This window comes from Candidatus Thiodictyon syntrophicum (genome assembly GCF_002813775.1).
Lineage (GTDB): Bacteria > Pseudomonadota > Gammaproteobacteria > Chromatiales > Chromatiaceae > Thiodictyon > Thiodictyon syntrophicum.
Map to the genome: position 1 here is coordinate 558,095 of NZ_CP020370.1, position 19,793 is coordinate 577,887.

The window sequence follows — 19,793 nt, forward strand, 5'->3', positions numbered from 1 at the left end:
TTCTACTCCCGCGCGTTTCATCTATGAAACCGCCTTGAAGCGCGGCGAAGAGGACGCGCGCACGCCGTTTCCAGCGTGCTAGGATTGGCCGAAGCCGTAGGGTCCGCTGTGCGGACCAACGACCTCGCGGTTTGTGCGGTGGCCGGGATTATGACCAAGGCCGGCAGCAGAGTGTAGCGCAAGGCTTGCGCAAGCGGAGCGCGCCAAGGGCCGCCAAGATGTCAGCATTCTACAAGCCCTCGATCTCTCCCACATCACGCAGCACCGCATCGATTAGGCTCTGACCAATGACCGACAGTGCGATCAAAGGACCGCTGTCGGCAACGACGACGGGGCTAGTCGTCACGCAACTCGTCCGCAATCTGGTCGTCGTCCAAATTCATGACCGGAATCTGCAAACGACCCAGTTCAAACAAGAACCGTACTTTGCCCATGTCGCAAAATTCAGCAGCCTTGCCGATGGACAGGCGATGCAGTTCAAACAGTTTGACAGCCAGCAAGAACCGCAATTCTGCTGCCAACGCTTCCTGCGTCTGGCCGGAGGTGAGAAGCAAGTCATCCGCGTGGGGAAGGGTCAAGGTTTGCATGACATTTTCCGCTCCGGGCGCGCGGGCGAAGTCTACCCGCGGTCGCGTCCGCCCAGTGTGCCGAGCTGATGCTCCAGGGCGCGGATGCGCTCGCGCAGGGCCTCCAGCTCATCGAGCAGGTCCAATGCCAGGGCGGTCCCGGACAGGTTGAGCTCCAGGTCATGGCGCAGGCGCAAGGCCCGGCGGGCGCGCTGTACCGCGACGCCGTCGAAGCGCCACTCGCCCGGCGCGCCGCCCGCCCGCGGCCGCAGCACCCCCTCACCCACCAGCAGTTGCAGGGTGCGGCCACTGGAGCCGCACAGTTGGGTCAGTTCCGCGAGGGTGACGACAAACCCCTCGTCCATGACGACCCCTTCGATGCGTGTTTCGCTCTTAACCATGGTCTTAGACCCCCAGCTCCGCACGCGGGTTGAAGTGCAACTGCTCGGCCATGTGCTCGAAGACTCGTCGCGCCTCCTCGGTCTTGGCCGACGGCACCACGATCTCCAGGATGACCATCTCGTCGCCCGGCGGATCGCCGGGGAGCCCGCGCCCCTTCAGGCGCATCCGCTTGCCGGTTTGAGACCCCGGCGGAATCTTGAGGTTCACCGGCCCGCCCAGGGTCGGCACCGGGATGGTCGCGCCCAGGGCCGCCTCCCAGGGGGCGATGGGCAGGCGCAACGCGATGTCCTTGCCGTCCGCGGTGAAGTGCCGGTGGGGCCGGATGTCCACCTCCAGATACAGGTTCCCGGCCGGCCCGCCATGCACCCCGGGTGCGCCCTGGCCGCTCAAGCGAATCTGGCGGCCCTGGGTGACCCCCGCCGGGATCCGGACATTGAGCGTGCGTTCGTGGCTGGTCATGTGCCCGTCCGCGCCCACCTCCGGAATCTCCAGGCGCAGTTGGCGGGTGGCGCCCTGGAAGGCGTCCTCCAGGTCGATCTGGACCCGCACGGTCTGGTCCTGGCCGCGGCGCTTGCGCGGTGCGCCGCCCCCGCCGGCACCGGCGCCGCGGAACTCGCGGTTGAACAGGCTCGAGAAAAAGTCGCTGAAATCGCCCGTTTCGTTGGGGTCGAAGTGGAATCCCTGTTGGGGTCCGGCCCCGCCCGGGGGCGGCCGGAAGTCCTGGCCGGCCCGCCAGTTGTTGCCGAGCGCGTCGTAGGCGGCGCGTTTCTGCGGGTCCTTCAAGACCTCCTGCGCCTCGTTGACCTCCTTGAAGCGGGCCTCCGCGTTCGCCTCCTTGCTCACGTCCGGATGGTACTTGCGCGCCAGCTTGCGGTAGGCGCGCTTGATGTCGTCCGGGGTGGCATCGCGGGCGACACCCAGGGTCTTGTAGTAATCCTTATATTCCATAGCAAGGTCTCGGGGCAAGGAGTCGGGGTTGGCGTCGGACGGACTCGAATCAGTGCCGAAGATGGGGATTCACGGCCCCGGTTGCACCGGGTCGCCCCCGCCTGGCTAGAATAACCTCAGAGGGGCAAATCAGTCCGCGAAAAAGGCGAACAACTCGAAAAAGATCATGGCTATTGGCGGCAGCGCTCGTCCATCCATCGCCTTGGCCGCCGCGCCGCCGCGGGCCTGGCCCCTGCACGACCCGGTACCGTAGGGTCCGCTGCGCGGACCAACGACTACGCGCCCGCCCCGGATGGCCCGCCCCCACTGAAGCCCCCGCCCACGGCCGTTCGGAGGGTGCGATCAGAACTGATGTGTTAACGCACATGTCGTAGGGTACGCATCGCGTGCCCGCCAAGCTGCCACGATCGCCGGAGCCGGGTGGGCGATGCCTACCCTGACAGCGACAGCTACCGGACGCTCTCACGGACCGGGCGTCGTTGTCGTTGTCGTTGTCGTAATCGTCGTCGGATTATTCGATTACGACAACGACAACGACAGCGTACCCGGGATCTCGGTCACCACATCAGTTCCGATCGCAGCCGCAGTTCGGTCCGAGACGCCCCCGGCGGACCGAAGCTGGTATCATCCGGCCTTTGCCGTCACCCCAGCGTCTGCGCCGTGAACCCTGCCAAACCTGCAGTCATCCCCCTGACACCTGACGAACGCCGCGCCTCGCTCGGCTTGGCCGGCATTTATGGCCTGCGGATGCTGGGGTTATTCCTGATCCTGCCGGTCTTTGTGCTCCACGCGGACGGCTACACGGGGGCAACACCGCTCCTGATCGGGCTCGCCATCGGCGCCTACGGGCTCACCCAGGCCATCCTCCAGATCCCGTTTGGGATGCTGTCCGACCGGATCGGGCGCAAGCCGGTGATCTACGGCGGGCTCGCGGTCTTTGTACTGGGGAGCGTGATGGCCGCGCTGGCCACCAGCATTGAGGGGGTGATCCTGGGGCGGGTGATCCAGGGGGCCGGGGCCGTGTCCGCCGCGGTCACGGCGCTCGCCGCGGACCTGACCCGGGACGAGGTGCGCACCCGCGCCATGGCCGGGGTCGGCGCCAGCATCGGCATCGCCTTCGGCCTCGCCTTCATCATCGCCCCGGTCATCGCCCGGTTCTGGGGGCTCGCGGGGATCTTCTGGGTCACCGCCCTGCTCGCCTTCGCCGGCATCCTGGTGCTGTGGCTGGTGGTGCCGAACCCCAAGCGCCGCTCCGTCCACCGGGACGCGGAGCCGGTCGCGAGTCAACTGATGGTGGTGTTGCGCGACAGCCAATTGCTGCGGCTCAACTTCGGCATCTTCTCGCTGCATCTGATGATGACCGGCATGTTCCTGGTCATCCCGCCCTCGCTGGTGAAGGCGGGCGTGATCAACGCCGACCACTGGGAGGTCTACCTGCCGGTGCTGCTGCTCGGCCTGTTGGCGATGGTTCCGTTCGTCATCATCGCGGAGGGGCGCGGGCGCATCAAACAGGTCTTTATGGGGGGCATCGCCACCGTCGGGCTGGCCGCGCTCGGGTTCTCCGTCTGGGCCACCGAGTTGATACCGTTGATGATCCTGCTCGCGGTCTTCTTCACCGGCGTCAACCTGCTGGAGGCCCTGCTGCCCTCGATGATCTCCAAGATCGCCCGGGCCGGGGCCAAGGGCACCGCCATGGGGGTCTACTCCACCTCCCAGTTCATCGGCGCCTTCCTGGGCGGCATGACCGGGGGGCTGGTAAACCAGTACCTGGGCGCCCCCGCGGTCTTCGTGTTCGCCGCCTTGTGCGCGCTCGCCTGGCTGCTGGTGGCCGCCACCATGGCCGCCCCGCAGCGGGTGACCAACCAGCTGCTCCCGCTCGGACCCATCGGCGCCGACGGCATCCTGGACCTGGAGCGGCGCCTGCTGGCCGTCCCTGGGGTGCGCGACGCGGTGGTGGTACTGGAAGAGGGGGTCGCCTATCTCAAGGTGGACAGCCGCGAACTGGATTCGGCAAGATTGGCCGCTTTGTCCGCGGCAACCTGAGGACCTGGCAGGGCCGTCGAACTGGTCAGGAGACGCGACGCCCGCGCGCCCACCGGATGGCCTGCCGGTGTCCAAGGTGCCCTGCCGGGGTAATAAGGTGCCCTGCCGGAGTAATTCAGACTAACCATGAGGTGCACATCGTGTCGAAAGGAACCATCAATAAGGTCATTCTGATTGGCAATCTCGGGGCTGACCCGGAGGTCCGCTATATGCAGAGTGGCGATGCGGTAGCCAACTTGCGTATCGCCACCAGCGAGTCTTGGCGGGACAAGAACACCGGCGAGACGCAGGAGCGGACCGAATGGCACACCGTGGTGTTATTCGGTAAGGTCGCCGAGGTCGCCAAACAATACCTTCACAAGGGCTCGAAGATCTATGTGGAGGGGCAACTGCGCACCAAGAAATGGCAGGACAAGGAAGGGCATGACCGCTACACGACCGAGGTCGTCATCGCCGGCTTGAGCGGCACCATGCAGATGCTCGACGGCCGCCCCGGCGGTGGGTCCTCGGTTCCCTACGACGACGCCCCGCGCGGTCCGGCAGCGCCGGCAGCGGCCCCGGCCGGCGGCGCTCGGCCTGCCGCTCCCCCCGCCCCCGATCAGGGCGGCGGTATGCCGTTCGACGACGATATCCCATTTTAGGTCCCAGGGGACCTCGATCATCGTGCCGGCCGCGCCTACCGCGGCGTGGCGCGACGATGCTCAAGCACGGCGGCAGGCCTAGGCGTCGGCGAGATGATCTTCACGCGCCGTCGGCGACCCCGCAAGCCGGTCCCTGCAACCCGCGGCGACTAACCCGCCAGCGCCCTAAGACCAGGCAGTCCATGTCCGTGCGTAAGAAGCAGTCGAGGGCCTCCTGGGGGAGACAGACGATCGGTTCGTTCTCGTTGAATGAAGTGTTCAGAACCATCGGTATACCGGTGATATCACGGAAGCACTCGATCAACCGATAATAGAGCGGGTTGGTCTGTCGGTGCACCGTTTGTACGCGCCCCGATCCGTCCACATGGGTCACCGCCGGGATCAGTGCCCGCTTGTCCTCGCGAATGCTGAAAACCTCGCTCATGAATGGTACATCAACGTCCTCCTCAAACCACTCCCCAACCGCCTCCCGCAACACCGAAGGGGCAAAGGGCCGAAACGATTCGCGGCGCTTGATCTTGGCGTTGAGGAGGTCTTTGATGTCACCGCGGCGGGGATCGCAGACGATGGACCGGTTGCCCAGGGCGCGGGGCCCCCACTCCATCCGTCCCTGAAACCAGCCAACCACCAGCCCGGCAGCGATGGCCCGGGCCGTTTCGCGACAAAGGTCCTCCTCCGCCGCAACCAATTCGACGTGCAGTCCACGCCCCTGCAATTGCATCCGTCGCGCGCCCAGCAAGTCGCCGATCTCCCCGTCGGAGAATGCCGGCCCCCAATACGCATGGTCCATCTGTCCCTCACGACCCCGGCAACCCGAGGTCCAGGCAACCTGCAAGGCCGCTCCCAGCGCACCACCGGCGTCGCCGGCCGCCGCCGGGATATAGACTGCCTTGAAACCCATCCGCCGCTTGATCTTGCCATTGGCCACTGAATTCATGGCACAGCCCCCGGACAGCCCGAGATTCACCCTGGGGAACCGCCGCGCTGCATCGCTCAGCAAATTGAAAAATACCTCCTCGTACCAAGCCTGCACGCTGCTGGCAAGATCCCGGTGACGCTGCGTCAGCGCTTCATCCGGGGACCGTGGCGGCCCCAGCAACCCGGCCAACGCCGACGAATACAGGGCGCCGACGCCCGGCGCGCCCCCCGACCATTGGTAGCTGATCTTCTCCCGGTGGTGGCGGAAATAGGCGAGGTTGAGCGTGAACCCGCCATCCCGGCCGAGCCTGAGTATCTCTTCCATCTCCCGCAGGTAGCGCGGCTTACCGAAGGATGCCAACCCCATCACCTTGTACTCATCGCCATAATTCGGGAAGCCCAGGAACTGGGTCATCGCCTGATAGAAAATACCGAGGGAATGAGGGAAGAGAACCCGGGATTCGACGTGGATCCCGCGGGCATCACCGTAGCCCCAGGCGGCGCTCGCGAAATCACCGAAGCCATCCACTGAGACCAGCATCGCATCGGTAAAGGGTGAGGCATAGAAGGCGGACGCCAGGTGGGCGATGTGGTGTTCGATACGGTGAATAGATGCCCGACAGGTCTGCCCCGGCAGGGTCCGCTCCAACTCCTCGCTAACCGAGGTCCGCCGCAGTCGGTTGTTGATGCGGTCAAGCACTAACGCCAGGGTCGGGCGCTGCCGGACAGCAAAGCGCAGCTTACGCCGCAGGTTTGCGCGCGGATTACTGTTCACCGCGATCCGGTCCAGGTCACCGAGGGTAACGCCCCCCTCGCTGAGGCAATAACATACCGCCAGAGACGGAAAGCCAACCCAGTGCTTGACGCGCCTGAACCGCTCTTCCTCGGCCGCCGCGACGATACGTCCGGCCTTTACAAGGCATGCCGCTGCATCGCCATGGTAGGTGTTCAATCCCAATACGAGCATCGGCTTCAGTCCCCCTGGGGTCGGCTCGCCCGGCTGACAAGGTCCGCGTAGATCTCCATCAGCCGGGCCGCGACCACCTCCCAACAGAACTGCTCCTCTACCAGGGCGCGCGCCCGGGCGCCTGCGGCCCGCAGCGCTGCGTGCGGCAATCCAATCGTGGCTGCTAAGGTGTCGCGAATTGAAGTCCAGTCTGGACCGCAGGAAAACGCGGCACCCCTATGGAATCCGACATCCAAATTGCACTGTCGCGACAGAACAGCGGGGAGGCCATGGGACCAAGCCTCAAGGACCGCAACCGGCAGCCCCTCGCTCAGCGATGGCAGCACAAACAGGTCGGCCTGCGCAAACGCAGTGGCCTTCTCACTTCCGAACACTGGACCGGCGATCTCAACCGTGCTACCCAGCGCGTGCTCCCGCACCAGGCGTGTTAACTCCATAACGTGCCTGGTTGCGCCCCACCCGACGAGGCGCAGTCGCCAGTCTTGATCCAGGCCCGGCTCCCGAAGCAGGAGTTCTCGCCAGGCGTAAAGTAATGCCGGCAGGTTCTTTTTCGGGTCAAGGCGTCCGAGGTAGAGCAGGCACCGGCGAGGGTCCAGAGAGTCCCTTGTACCCACGCCTTCGGCGCGCCTGCGCGGTAGCCAAACGCCGTTTGGTACCGTAAAGATGGCGTTACGCAAGCCATATCTGCGCATTGCACCGGCTTCCGCGGGTGCTAACGCATGGAGCCCCTGGGCACCCGCCAGGCACGCATCTGCATACACGAATGCCGCGGCGAGTTTCCGCAAACGCGACTGCCCAAGCGCCCAAGAGTCCAGCATGCCATGCGGCGAAACCATATAGGGCCTGCCACCGGAGCACTTGGACCAGAGCGTGACGGAGCGCATCGAAAGACACCATAGCCCATGCAGGTGCACGAGGTCGAGATCATTGCCGAGAAGTAGCTGAGTAAGATCTGTTGACAGGCCCAGCTTGGCAGGCCCAATGACATGAAAAGTCTTTAGTTCGACAGCGGGGAAATCGCGCAACCTACCCGACTCCGGGCCCGCATCCCGAGCCAGCACCACAACCCTGCAGCCCCTGAGACCAGCGAGTGCCACTGCCAGGTTGCGCACCACTTCCGCCACCCCACCTCCGTTAGTGCCGATGAAATCGGTCACCAGTCCTATGCGCACCATGTCCAGTCCGTTCCACGCCGAGTGAAACTATTCATCCCAGGCCCCCAACCTTCCGGTTGTTAGTCGATCGAGCGACAACCGGACGACCTGAAGGTATCTCGTGGTTCCCGCCCTTACGGGTGATCCATACTAGCACCAATGCATAGAACAGCGGCCGAGTCGCGGCGCGTAAACCAAGTTGTGAACCGATGCCAAGGCCAATCAGGCATAAGACTACACCAATCTCATAATCCAATCCCGGAGAGGTCCGGGCCTGCTTTTCAAACCATCCGCATACCGCGCCGATGAGCAACATAAACACGCTTCCGAGGTAGCCGAAAGCATAGAAAAGGTCCGCCAACAACGGAGACGTCAAGCCAGTGCTGCCAAACGTACCCATGACCTTTGCAAGATCGCGCCCGATGGGGGGAAGCCCGGTGAACTCGGAGGGTACAGGGTTCAGGTGCCATAGCACCGAAATGAGCGACGCCAGGCCGTCCGGATCGTCAAGTTTCCGTTGTTGCGCCTTGCGTGTCCAAGCGGACACCGCCTCAAGAGGGTTGTCAGCAGGCCCAAACGGTAAGGCCCTAATGCGATGGTGGCGCTGCAGGTCGCTCTCGTCACTGATCACGGCGGCGAGAAAATTACCGACACCAGGATAATAATTGCCCCGCTCATTAAGTCCAATTTGACCCAGATTCCAAGCCAGAAAAAGCGCCCCGACCCCGGCAGTAAGGCTGCGGTTAGTACCGAGACGGAAGGCGATGAACGCGAAGATTCCCAAGGGTGCCCCAGCACCCCGGCTAAATGCCCAAATCCCGGGCAGCAGGGCTACGACCAAGGAGAAGATACCCACCCACCAAGGCGCAGTCAGTGCCCGATTCCGCAAGAGCACCACGGACGCGACGGTCGCGACGACGACGCCTGCCGCGCCCGCTAACACGGCAACCATTTGACTCAGCTTACCGACCGCGTCGCGGGTCGCGAACTGACCGAATCCGCGCGGCAAGTCCGATGCCCAAACCTGTTCGACGCCGCCTGCCTGCACCACCATCGCGATCAGCAGAAAAGTGCTGAGTACGACCAGTATGTAGGGCTTCACGCGGAACGCATCGCTCGCCAGCAGGGCCTTGACCTGACCTCGACGCACCCCTCCCCCCGCCCATGAGTAGCCGAGCAAAAACGCGAACATGCTCAGGGTTGAAAACAAGAGTGCAGCACCAATGAAGCGGGGCACCAGAAGAAAACTGTTCCAGGATCCTTGCAGATAAAAGAGCCAGGGAGAAAGATGGTAGCTGACCCAAAGTAACAGGATGCCAGCAAATCTCAGGCTGGCCAACTCTAGACGGCCGCCGCGAACGAGGTACAACAGCATTAGACCTAACGGCAGCAAGCCGAACAGCAGGTAAGGCAGGAGTCCGTCGGTTGAACGCATCACTATGACTCCCGTCCGCTGCTCACGCTGTCGCCGCCATCAGTCGCCTGCCATAAGCGTCCAAGCTATAGCGCCGTGCCGTCAGGCGCGCTGCCTTGGACATAACGTGCAGTAACTCCCGGTTCCGGATCAAGGATTGGAGTGCCGCGGTGATCGCGTGGGGGTCCGCGGCTCGCACGATGAAGCCGTCCACGCCATCGGTCACCACGGCTCCGGTGTTGGCGGTACAAATGACCGGCAAGCCGGCCGCCAGTGCCTCGTAGGTCACCGTCGCTGAGCCTTCACACAAAGATGGCAGTACGAAGACATCGGCCCACGCGTAGTGCGGTGCGATAGCCGCGCGCGGCACGGCCCCCCGGAGATCGACGTACCTGCGGATCTCTTGTTCGATCACGGCCCCAATCCGCAGGGCGCCGATCATGCGGAAGGCTGCGCCGCGGCCGATGAGGCGCGCCGCCTCCAGGACCTGCGGCGAGCCCTTTGCGATCCCTACTGAACCGACGGTCAACACGCGCAAGGGACCGCTATGCGGCGGGCGGTCGACGTTGAACGCAGTCCCAATCCCATAGGGAACGACTGTACACCGTTCGACCGGTCCTCCGACCTGCCTCACGCCCTCCACGACGAACTGCGAACCGCACAAAACTCGATCCGCCAGCGCCCATTCCGCGGTTTCGCGTGCAACCATAGCAGCGATTGCTTCGGCCCCGATCGGCGGCCCCTCCCACTGCGGGAACAGCTCGCGCTGTTGGTTAATGAGTTGCCAGGCGACGCTCAGCGGGGCACTGGTCTGCTCCATGATGGCCACCAGCCCCTGCTCGCGTGCCGCCGCCATTATCTCGAGGCCCGCGCCATTGAACGTATAGGTAGCCGCGGCCGGGTGCAGACCGCAACGCACGACGCGCCGACAGAATTGCTGAGCACCCCAGACATAGGCTTCGATCAGGGCTGCGGTCGACGCCGCGGCCGCGGTGCGGGCGTGATAGCGCAAGCCGAACGTGGAAAATGACACAATCCTGCGTGGGGGAATGCCATCGGGGACCCTTCCGGCCAGTCGTTGCAACGCGGCGGGGCCGCGGTCTTTCGTCAGGGTGCGGACCAGTTTGGGCCAGCCTTTCACTGCACAGATATCGGTATACAGGCGCTCCAGTCTCCCCGCCTGATGCAGCAGTATCGGAACGGCATAGTGCATGCGGGCGCCAATCTGCGCGACCGATACGGCGGCCGCGCTCGCCGTCGTCGCCGATCCGTCCAGCGCCGGCCTAGGCTTGGTGCCGACTGGCCCTTGGGTCAGCGACTGAGCCATTCGCGCACCCTGCGGCCCCGGCTCTTCACCCATTCCGGCAACCGCGTTCGCATCCCGCTGCATAGCGCGGGGGGAAAACACCAGTCATCGATCGACAGGGGTGGTGACAGGGTGCTAAGGTCCCCCTGAGCCACTCGCGCCAGCAGCTGCCAATAACCTGACGCCATGCGCTCGCTCGAGAATCTCGACACGGCCGCCCGGCGCGCCGCCCGCGCCATCTGCTCGCGGCGGGCTGGGTCCAGCGCCAGCGCGTCGATCGCCGCTGCCGCGGCGCCGAGGTCACCGATCGGGAACAAACAGCCGTCGCGTCCGTGATCGACGATCATATCCGTCACGCCCCGTATCCGCGAGGCCACCGGCACCACCGCGCACGCCATCGCCTCCACGATAGCCTGTCCGAAACCTTCGTAACGGGATGGAGCAAGCAGGACGTCATGCTCTCTGAGAATCCCAGGCACTTGGTGGGAGGAAACGGCAGTGCGCAGATGCGCGGCAACGGCCGCACCGCGCAAGCCTTGCTCGAGCCGGACGCGGTCGGGCCCATCGCCGACAATAGTCAGGTGTGCCGCGGTGCGCAGTCGACGCATCACCTTCGGCAACCATAGGACACCTTTCGAGCTGTCGTCGAGGCGGCCAAGATAGAGTAAGCGTAGGCGCTCGCTGACGCGCGGGGCACCCGGGTTGAACTGATCAACCGCGACGCCGTTAGGGATCGCAAAGACGCGCTCGCGTCCAATTCCGCGAGCGACCAGATCGTCGCGGACGCGGACGGATACGCCCACGATCGCGTTCACATAGGGGGCCAAGGTGCGCGCTGCCGCATAGGCACCGACACTGGTGGTATGGACGATCATGATCCGCGCTACTGCGGGGTCGAGATAACGGATGCAGTTGTTTTCGACGCGACCGCAGAGCGCTCCGACGAAGACCCCACGGTATTGTCCAGTCTCGAGATGGCGCTTAAGCCGCCGGCCCTGCTCGCATTCGTCTTCGACCTCAGGCGCAATCAACTCGCCCTCGTCGGCACCAGCGGGGTGCTCACAGGTTGCAAGGACGCGCGCGCTCTGCGCGCCGACCGCAACCCAGCGGACCTCTACCCCGCGCGACGCGAGGCCCCCGCGCAAGGTCTGAAAGACCCGGTAGGTGCCGCCGAGGTGAGGCGTCGTCAGGAATGCGTAACGGCGCATCACAACCATTCGTTCAAAGTGGGCGAAGCGTGCGGCGCTGCCGCAACACAATCCGCCGGCGTAGTCATGGCCGGCCCTCGTCGCTGTGCTTCAGCCAGAGGCAGAGGATGTCGCCCGGATACGGGTCCGGCAGCAGCAATCCCAATAGGCTTGCGGTGAGTCGCGACAACCGGCGGCTGCCGTGAATCGCGGCGCCCTCGGGGTAGGTCCAAAGCTCGGTGATCGCCAGTCCGTGGCGTAGCAGTAAACGCCGAAACGGATCGAGAAAAATCGGGGTCACGTGGGTCTGGTCGCCGTGTTGGTCAAATTGCCGCAGACGACCGGTAGCGCAGAGACGCAGACGTGTCATCAGCGAAGCGGTGTTCGGCGTTGTCAAGAGAATGCGTCCGCCCGGTGCCAATACCCTGGCCAGCAGGGTAAGAAAACGCCCGAGGTTCGCAATATGCTCGATGACCTCGATGGAGGTAATCAGATCGAAGGCGCTGGGCGCGAGCGGGTCCGCAAGCTCGACGGTCTCCAGGTCGATATGGTAAATCTCGACCCCGGGTAGCGGGTCCGGGACCCGGTCACGATCGACGCCGATCAGGTGCGCAAAGCCCTTGTCTCGCAGTCGTGCAAGCCAAGCGCCTTCGCCGCAGCCGAGATCCAGAACCCGTGTCATCGGGTCGAGGGCGGGTAGTCTCGCGATCAACGCCTCGTGAAGACCCTGGAGGGTTCGCGCGTTCGGCTTGGTCATAGGAGCTTGTCGTTCCTCACGGATCGGAAGGCGGTCGACGACGACCATTGCAATATCAATACAATCAGTGTATTGGCAAGTAACTGCACGCCGTAGCCGGCGAGCATCGCGCAAGCCAACGCCAGTGCACCGGCATCTCGCAGAAGCCAAGTGGTCAGATACATCGTTAGCGCCCAGAGTGTAGTGGTCGAGAGCAGTGTCCAAGCGATTCCGCGCCCCACCAGATCCTGCCATATTACCCCCGAGACGACCAACCCGGGGGCCAAGAGCATCAAGACCCGAACCGCGTCGTTGGCGTCGGCGTTGGCGAAGCCCTTGCCGAACAACGGCATCAACGAGGGGATGGCAGCGAACACGGCAACCGCCGGGATGATGGTCACCGAGAATTGAATCGCGGCGAGTTGCCAGGTTAAACGCGCACCCAAGCGATTCGCCCGCTGTGAGAGCAGGGGCAGAAACGCGGCCGAGGCCGCAAGCGGGAGCGACGTGACCAGGGTTAGCCAGCGTTGCGCAGCAAAAAAGGCGCCGAGCGCCGCCGTGCCGTTAGGCTGATGCGCGATCACCGATTGGCAGATCCAGAGCACGGGAATATGCAAGGCGTGCGCCAGGGCGGTGGGGAGACTAAAGCGCCACAGGACTCTCAACTCGCCGCGACAGCCGCGCAACCCCATGGGAATCTTGGCGCGTGTAAGCGCGCGAGCGGTCAGCGATGCGTAGAGCAGCGCACGCAGGACTTCGGTCGCTACCAAGGCCAGCACCGCCCCCGTGAGCCCGAGATGGCGCACGAGCGGCACCAACAGCGTCAGCGAACAGAGCCCGACAGTCAGCTCAAGCCAGGCAATCACCCGGAATGTTTCAAGACCTTGCAGTATAGCCCGGCAGATGCCGCCGAGTCCGATGAACACCAAGGCCGGGGCGATGAGACGCAGGTGCAACGCAAGTTCGGGGAGTTCAAGAAAGATCGCCGCCAGCGGCCCCGCGCTCACCCACAGTGCAAGCGTGGCCAACGCCGAGAAGCTGACCCCGATGAGCAGTGCCAGCAAGGCGACCCGCCCGGCGCGCTGCGGCTCACCCACCTTGTAGCATGCAATAAACCGGGTGCTCGTCAAGCCAAGGCCGAGCGTCGCAAACACCGAGAAGGCCTGCAGCGTGGTCTGCAATAGCCCGAGCCGGCCATAATCGGATACTCCCAGCAAGCGAGCCAGCAGCACCGTGACCGCGAACGCGGTTGCGCGGGTCAGCGCGTCCGCAATGACCGACCACAATGCCCCGCCCATCAGGCGTTGACGAGTGGTGACAGCGAGCACGGGCCCCGGTCTAAGGCGCACTGCCGGCGTGCGCGTCGGGGCGGCGGTTGAGGGTTGAGAGCGCTTCAGCGGCGTCGCACTCGCAGGCTGCGGCGGGCGCCGTTGCGTACTAGCGGATTCGACGCCAGGGCCGCGGTGAGCGCCGACACCTCCCACAAACCCAACTTGCGCACAGGAAAGCCCTCAATCCAGTCGTCGATCCAGAAGATGGGTTCCGGAAAAAAAAACGGGGCCAAGCGCAGGTTAAGGGCACGAAAGCCACCGTTGTGTGTATCCCGGTTGCGCGTACACTCAGCGTGAGACGTTGTCAGCAGATAGCGAATATCGCTGCGCTCAAGATTGGCAAGGAGGCTGCCAATGTCACGGTCGCAGAGGTGGCATAGCAGGTCACGGCAGAGCCATAGATCGGCGCTCGGCAAGGGGTCGGAGACGATGTCTAGACATCGAAACGCTGTGCCGACATTACCGTAGCGCTGCTGATTGGTCGTGATCAAGGCCTCGACCACGTCGATGCCAAGATAGTCGACCTCCGCTCCACGGTCAACAAATTGGCACCAATGGTAATCACCGCAAGGCGCATCGAGCAATCGGTGGACCCTGAGTGACGTGAACAGCGCGGGCAAGCGCGCGCGCAGATTCTTGGTATACTCAAGGGTTGAACCGGTGCCGGACACCGACTCGTCACTGCCCCAGGAATTCTCGCGGTAGATCGTCGTGAAGACCTGTCGTCTGGTCTTCAAACGGTATCGAAACAACCGGTACACCCAGGCCGCCGCCTCGCCGCCTGGGGCCTGTCTGATCCAGGCGCGTAAGTTAGTCACAGCAACCCCGGGCGCGTGCGCGCGAAGGACTCCAGGGAAAAAACCTCCAACGCGAAGGGGCGGCTTGGGCCGGTCGCGACCGCCGCCTTCGCTGCGCCCCAACACTGAGCGGCGAAATGGTCGAGACCCCAGGCACCGATGTCCGCGTGGGCATTGCGTCCCAGCTGACGGACCCGCTGCGGTTGTGCGTCGATGAACCGCACGAGTTCTGTCAGCTCCTTGACATTCGTAGGATCGATGACGAAGCCGTTGTGGCCGTGTCGCACCAGATCATCGGTGCATCCACAGGCGCTGGAGACCAAGACCGGGAGGGCGCTTGCCATGGCCTCGTTGACGACCAATCCCCAAGGCTCTGACCGGCTGGGAACAATGAGTGCCTCAGCGAGTCCATAATAGCTGGGAAGTCTATCGTAGCCTTGGAATCCGTGGAAATGCACCCCCGCGTCAATCCCAAGAGCCGCAGCCAGTTGCATCAAGCGGGGCCGATCGCTCCCGTCACCGACAAACAGCAAGTCGAGCCCTGCCGTCGTGGTGCCGGCGCGGTAGCGCGCAAATGCCTCGAGCAGCATGGCAAACCCCTTGCGGGGGATGAGCCTGGCCACGCACAGCAAATAGCGCCCGGGCAGATTCAGCGCGGATCGCACCTGTGCCGCGGCGCGTCTTGCCGCCTCCGCCCCGGCAGCGAAATGCTCGTTATCGACCGCATCGTAGCCCTGAAATATGCTCGCCTCCGGCAGGCCCAGAGTACGGAGGTACTGAGCGCTGCGTCGACCGCCGACGAAGGCCGCGCCGGCCCGCCGGACCAGCAGGCACTTCACGCCCTCCCGCCATGCGACCCGCGTCTGATCCGCCGCCGTGCTTTCCGAGGCGATGACGAACGGGACCTGGTGCGACATGGACCAGGCCATCGCCAGTATGGCACTGCTCTGCGACCAGCCATTAACGAATAGCGCATCGGGGCGGGCGTCGTCCAGCGCCCGATACAGCATACCGCGGAGCCTGCCGAACGAGATCGCTCCGGCGTCAGGAGCGAACAGGGTGCGGCAGTGAAGAGCGCGCACTGCATCCCGGGCCGCTGCGAATTCCGGGTATTCGCTGCGACACTTCAACTCGATCACTTTGAGATCGTGTTGGAGCGATGACTGAAGCGCGCGCATCCGCGCGGCATGATAATTGCCGAGATCCGCAATAATCCAGCACAGGCGCACTAAGAGCCCCCGCTCAGCAAGGACTCGATCGCGCCGACAGTATGCGCTTGCGGGGTCAATTCGCTCACCCTTGCCCGCGCGAGATGGCCGGGCCGGTCCGGCCCCGTGCGCAGGCACTCGATAACCGCCGCGGCCAACGCATCGGTGTCGTGACGGTCAAGCAGGATGCCATGGGCGCGCTCACGGATGACCTCCTTGAGCCCTCCGTACAGACTGGACGCCACTACCGGTACCCCGTAGCTCATCGCCTCGAGCGGGGTCATACCCAAGGCGTCCTGGTCCGAATTAAACAACAATACGTCCAGTGCAGAATAAAAGCTCGCCAAGTCCGGCAGGCGGCCGGCCCAGACCACTTGCTGACCGATCCCCAGGCGGCTGGCCTGCGCCTCCAGGGTGCCGCGCAACTCGCCGTCACCGGCGATCAGGAAGTAACAGCCATCCCGTGTCGCAGACACCCGGGCCGCCACGTCCAGGAATACATCAAAGCGCTTGCGCGCGATCAGATGTCCCGCATTGCCGATGACCACGGCGCCCGGCGGCAGCCGAAAATGCGCCCGGGCAATCATCTTATCACGGGCGTCGGGGAGGGGCGGCAGATCGATCGGGTTTCTTACCGTGTGGGCGATGCGGGCAATACCAGATTGGATCGCCTGGGCCTCCGTGCAGACGAAATCGGACGGAAAGGTGATGGCATCGAACCTGGCCAGCGCCATGCTATAGATCAACCGCCACTGCCAGCGTGGCTTCACACCGAGATGGTGGTAATGTATCGCCAGGACTCGACGGCGCGCCGGATCCCGGTCGAGGGCCAGCATGGCGATCAAATTGTGTCCAGTCATCAACAGGGCGTCATGGTCGTGTCGCGCGATGGCCGCTCTGACTGCGCCCAGGCTGCGCCAACCCCAGGTCCCGCGATACGTCAGACCTTCAGCGGCAATCCCGCTCGCCGCCAGCAGCGGCGCGAGTGCCCCCAGTGGGTGGAGGGACAGCAACTCGACCCTGTGACCGCGCTGCATCAACCCCCGCATCAGGCGCAGCGAGGCGACCTCCATGCCGCCGAGGTTGGTGCACTGGATCAGGTTCAGAACACGCACGGAAGTCTCTTGGCGGTCATTTGAGGTCATCCCGATCGGCCTAGGCCTAAGTCACGTCAGGGCTATAACCAATGATGGAGAACCGGCAACGGCGGGGCTGACGCGAGCCGCTCCAAAACGGCCGCCGGATCGCGCACATAGAGGGTGTTACCGACATCGTGGCGCCAGTCTTGCAGCGGACTCAGGCGGCGATCGAACAGCCCAAAAGCAAACGGTCGAAACCCACGGGCACACATCAGCTCATGTACCTCCTGGTCCGTGCGCCGATAGCGTGCGCCGCTGCCGTTGAGTTCCAGCACGACGGCCAGCAGAGGCGCAGCGCCGAGTGTGCGTGTCGCCCCTTCCAGGGCCGGCAACTCATATCCTTCAACGTCGAGCTTTATCAGCGTTGCAGAGCGGTTACCCAAGATCTGATCCAGAGAGCGGAGCGGGATCTGCGCTAGGTGTTCATTGCCATGAGTATCATTGGTCACGAGATGATTCATGGTGTCCAGATCGGTCGTCATCCGCGCGATCTCTTCGCCGGCCCCCACGGCGCAGGTGTGACACTCAACCTGATCGACGATCCGGTTCAAGCAGAGATTCATCTTGAGGGTCGCCATCGCCTGCGGGTTCGGCTCGATCGCAATAGCCACCGCCCGAGCGAACGTCGTCACTAACACTGTATAGGCGCCGACGTTCGCCCCCACGTCAACGAATACGTCGCCCGGTCTTAGGCACAAGGCCGCGAAGGCCATGTCCTGTGGTTCATGCAATCCCGCATAAATGTTCCCGGTGGCCCCGGTCATGCCCCGGCGCACGAGTAATTTCGATGATCCGACAAAGGGCACTACTGCCGCACCGGGGAGCAGCCGGATGGCTAGTTGCCAGCGCAGATATCTGGAGAATGCGCGGACAATGTGTCCGCGATTCAAGGGATGGCTGGCAAGGAATGCGAGGGTGCGCCAAAGCGGGATAACACCTACCGCGGGACGTCGGAGCGTTGCAGGCGGGGTGTTCATGGAAGGGATTTCGTTCGGCGCAGCAGCGGCAAGGGAACCACCTGCGTGGGACTCGCTATCACGAACCAGTGCGGAGTGCAGGTCGGGGGCCGGACCAAGCCCGGCACGGCCGTGAGCGACCGACCCGAAGACCACGGCCTGGCGCTTCCCATGCGCTCGGTAGGGGCGGCAGCGTCGCACGAACACGCATCGGCAGCACGCCGGATGCGCGGCGAGCCGCGTTGTCCGGGGTGGCCCGTTGCTCCCCCAGCTTGCTGAAGTCGACGGGTGTTGCATGGATGTTCAAGGGGCGGTTCATCACTCATGCGATCGCCATCGCGGCGGGCGAGTCGGCGCGGCGCGCCTTTAGGCTGACTGCCCGAGAGTGTGCCATAAAGGACGACCCGTCTGCGACCCCCCGAGGTCGGTCGACTGGGCCGGGGGCAACCCTTGCGGGGCGTTTGGCGTCGCAACGCAGCCGTGGTCCGGATTAGTCTCAGGTCACGCGCTGGACCAAGGCGTTGTCAACCGTCGCCGTATCGGCAATCCCAGCCATTTCTCTAACATTATGATAATGCTTTGTATTATCCTGGGCGCTTCGGTTGCATAATCCCCTGCCCGGGGCTATCGTCTGTACGGCGGAGGCCGTGACGCCGGCCGCCGCAAGACGACGTGCAACCACACTGCGACCGAAGGCCATACGACCGCGACCGGGGACCCCATGGACCGCCAAGAAGCCACCAAATTCATGCTCGACTGCCTGCGGACCATGCTGGCCCGCAACGGCTCCGACCTCTTCATCACCGCGGACTTCCCGCCCGCCTGCAAGATCGACGGGCGCATGACACCGCTCAGCGATCGCACCCTGAGCAGTGTGCAGACCAGTGTCCTGGTGCGTGCCATCATGAACGACCGCCAGGTGCGCGATTACGAGGCCCACAAGGAGTGTAATTTCGCCATCAGCCCCCAGGGTATCGGGCGCTTCCGCGTCAACGCCTTCATCCAGCAGGGGCTTTCTGGTGCGGTGCTGCGCACCATCACGAGCAGCATCCCGGAGCTGGACGATCTGAATCTCCCGCCGGTGCTCAAGGACCTGATCATGACCAAACGGGGCCTGATCCTGGTGGTCGGTGGCACCGGTTCGGGTAAGTCGACCTCGCTCGCGGCCATGATCGGGCACCGCAACAAGAACAGCTACGGCCACATCATCACCATCGAGGACCCGGTGGAGTATGTCCATCCGCACCGCAACTGCCTGATCACGCAGCGCGAGGTGGGGGTCGACACCGAGAGCTGGGACGCCGCCCTGATGAACACCCTGCGCCAGGCCCCAGACGTGATCCTGATCGGGGAGATCCGCGCCCGCGAAACCATGGAGCACGCCATCAACTTTGCCGAGACCGGCCACCTGTGTCTGTCCACCCTGCACGCCAACAGCGCCAACCAGGCCCTGGACCGCATCATCAATCTGTTCCCCGAGGAGCGCCGGGTGCAACTGCTGATGGACCTGTCCCTGAACCTCAAGGCGGTCATCTCCCAGCGGCTCCTGCCCTGCAGCAGCGGCGGGCGCATCGCCGCGATCGAGATCATGATCAACTCGCCCCTGATCCAGGACCTGATTTTCAAGGGTGATGTGCACGGCATCAAGGCCATCATGAAGAAGTCCCGGGAACTGGGGATGCAGACCTTCGACATGGCCCTGTTCGCGCTCTATGAGGCCGGCAAGATCAGCTATGAGGACGCGCTGCGCAGCGCCGATTCAATGAACGAACTGCGCCTCGCCATTAAACTTGAGGGTCACGAGGCCCAGGGTCGGGATATGTTCGCCGACGTGGAAGGCTATTCGATCGTGAAGGACGGCGAGGATCTGATCCCCGACGTTCCCCTCTTTGGCGCCCCGCCCCCCAGGCCGGCGCCGCCGTCGGGCGCAACGAGCGAGACGAGCGGCGGCGTGCCCTTCGGCCAGCCCGAGACCAGCACCGGCCTGGCCGTGGAGACGACCGGTCCGGCGTTGGTCTACCAGGCGGGGGTCCGCAAAGAGCGGAGCAACTGAAGTCCGCACACCGAACCAAGGACCACC

At 64.1% G+C, this 19,793-nt stretch carries 17 protein-coding genes; 3 read left to right on the top strand and 14 right to left on the bottom strand.

The genetic code is table 11. The features are described 5' to 3' along the window. Window positions 1-335: 335 nt before the first annotated feature. Genes THSYN_RS02400 through THSYN_RS02410 form a run of 3 tightly spaced genes read right to left on the bottom strand, consistent with a single transcriptional unit; the run spans window position 336 to window position 1,916 of the window. Window positions 336-587, bottom strand: coding sequence for a UPF0175 family protein (locus THSYN_RS02400; protein WP_100917730.1), 252 nt, complete (start codon window positions 585-587; stop codon window positions 336-338). A 32-nt stretch (window positions 588-619) separates the two neighbouring features. Continuing rightward, complete coding sequence (locus THSYN_RS02405) at window positions 620-967, bottom strand: chaperone modulator CbpM (protein ID WP_100917731.1); 348 nt, start codon at window positions 965-967, stop codon at window positions 620-622. Between the two features lie 4 nt (window positions 968-971). Then, on the bottom strand, window positions 972-1,916 hold the full coding sequence (locus THSYN_RS02410) for a DnaJ C-terminal domain-containing protein (RefSeq protein ID WP_100917732.1): 945 nt from the start codon (window positions 1,914-1,916) through the stop codon (window positions 972-974). Window positions 1,917-2,576: 660 nt separating this feature from the next. Between THSYN_RS02410 and THSYN_RS02415 the strand changes: the two genes are divergently transcribed. Further along, window positions 2,577-3,959: an MFS transporter gene (locus THSYN_RS02415; RefSeq protein ID WP_100917733.1), complete on the top strand. Its 1,383-nt coding sequence runs from the start codon at window positions 2,577-2,579 to the stop codon at window positions 3,957-3,959. Window positions 3,960-4,099: 140 nt separating this feature from the next. After that, window positions 4,100-4,600 carry a single-stranded DNA-binding protein gene (gene ssb, locus THSYN_RS02420; RefSeq protein WP_269467349.1) on the top strand — a complete coding sequence of 167 codons (501 nt, stop codon included), beginning with the start codon at window positions 4,100-4,102 and terminating at the stop codon, window positions 4,598-4,600. A 100-nt stretch (window positions 4,601-4,700) separates the two neighbouring features. Here the strand turns inward: ssb and THSYN_RS02425 are convergent, their stop codons facing one another. The 11 genes from THSYN_RS02425 to THSYN_RS02475 form a co-directional block, all read right to left on the bottom strand. After that, window positions 4,701-6,485: a carbamoyltransferase family protein gene (locus tag THSYN_RS02425; protein ID WP_100917734.1), complete on the bottom strand. Its 1,785-nt coding sequence runs from the start codon at window positions 6,483-6,485 to the stop codon at window positions 4,701-4,703. A gap of 5 nt (window positions 6,486-6,490) precedes the next feature. Then, window positions 6,491-7,642 carry a glycosyltransferase gene (locus THSYN_RS02430; protein WP_172965222.1) on the bottom strand — a complete coding sequence of 384 codons (1,152 nt, stop codon included), beginning with the start codon at window positions 7,640-7,642 and terminating at the stop codon, window positions 6,491-6,493. A gap of 49 nt (window positions 7,643-7,691) precedes the next feature. Beyond that, complete coding sequence (locus THSYN_RS02435) at window positions 7,692-9,074, bottom strand: hypothetical protein (protein WP_100917736.1); 1,383 nt, start codon at window positions 9,072-9,074, stop codon at window positions 7,692-7,694. Between the two features lie 22 nt (window positions 9,075-9,096). After that, window positions 9,097-10,380: a glycosyltransferase family 4 protein gene (locus THSYN_RS02440; protein WP_157817405.1), complete on the bottom strand. Its 1,284-nt coding sequence runs from the start codon at window positions 10,378-10,380 to the stop codon at window positions 9,097-9,099. Continuing rightward, the gene (locus THSYN_RS02445; RefSeq protein ID WP_157817406.1) at window positions 10,365-11,567 is read right to left on the bottom strand and encodes a glycosyltransferase family 4 protein; all 1,203 of its coding nucleotides are present in this window, start codon (window positions 11,565-11,567) and stop codon (window positions 10,365-10,367) included. Before THSYN_RS02445 ends, THSYN_RS02440 begins: the two co-directional genes overlap by 16 nt. Before the next feature lie 64 nt (window positions 11,568-11,631). Next, window positions 11,632-12,303 carry a class I SAM-dependent methyltransferase gene (locus tag THSYN_RS02450; protein ID WP_157817407.1) on the bottom strand — a complete coding sequence of 224 codons (672 nt, stop codon included), beginning with the start codon at window positions 12,301-12,303 and terminating at the stop codon, window positions 11,632-11,634. Beyond that, window positions 12,300-13,610 (bottom strand): oligosaccharide flippase family protein, encoded by a 1,311-nt coding sequence (locus THSYN_RS02455; RefSeq protein WP_157817408.1) that lies wholly within the window; start codon window positions 13,608-13,610, stop codon window positions 12,300-12,302. The genes THSYN_RS02450 and THSYN_RS02455 overlap by 4 nt, the downstream gene beginning before the upstream one ends. A gap of 65 nt (window positions 13,611-13,675) precedes the next feature. Beyond that, window positions 13,676-14,350 carry a class I SAM-dependent methyltransferase gene (locus THSYN_RS02460; protein ID WP_157817409.1) on the bottom strand — a complete coding sequence of 225 codons (675 nt, stop codon included), beginning with the start codon at window positions 14,348-14,350 and terminating at the stop codon, window positions 13,676-13,678. A 77-nt stretch (window positions 14,351-14,427) separates the two neighbouring features. Further along, the gene (locus THSYN_RS02465) at window positions 14,428-15,420 is read right to left on the bottom strand and encodes a glycosyltransferase (RefSeq protein WP_157817410.1); all 993 of its coding nucleotides are present in this window, start codon (window positions 15,418-15,420) and stop codon (window positions 14,428-14,430) included. 218 nt (window positions 15,421-15,638) lie between these two features. Next, on the bottom strand, window positions 15,639-16,733 hold the full coding sequence (locus tag THSYN_RS02470; RefSeq protein ID WP_172965223.1) for a glycosyltransferase: 1,095 nt from the start codon (window positions 16,731-16,733) through the stop codon (window positions 15,639-15,641). 62 nt (window positions 16,734-16,795) lie between these two features. Next, a complete protein-coding gene (locus THSYN_RS02475) occupies window positions 16,796-17,734 on the bottom strand; it encodes an FkbM family methyltransferase (RefSeq protein ID WP_157817411.1) in 939 nt (312 codons plus the stop codon). 700 nt (window positions 17,735-18,434) lie between these two features. Between THSYN_RS02475 and THSYN_RS02480 the strand changes: the two genes are divergently transcribed. After that, window positions 18,435-19,766, top strand: coding sequence for a PilT/PilU family type 4a pilus ATPase (locus tag THSYN_RS02480; RefSeq protein ID WP_100917745.1), 1,332 nt, complete (start codon window positions 18,435-18,437; stop codon window positions 19,764-19,766). Window positions 19,767-19,793 lie beyond the last annotated feature (27 nt).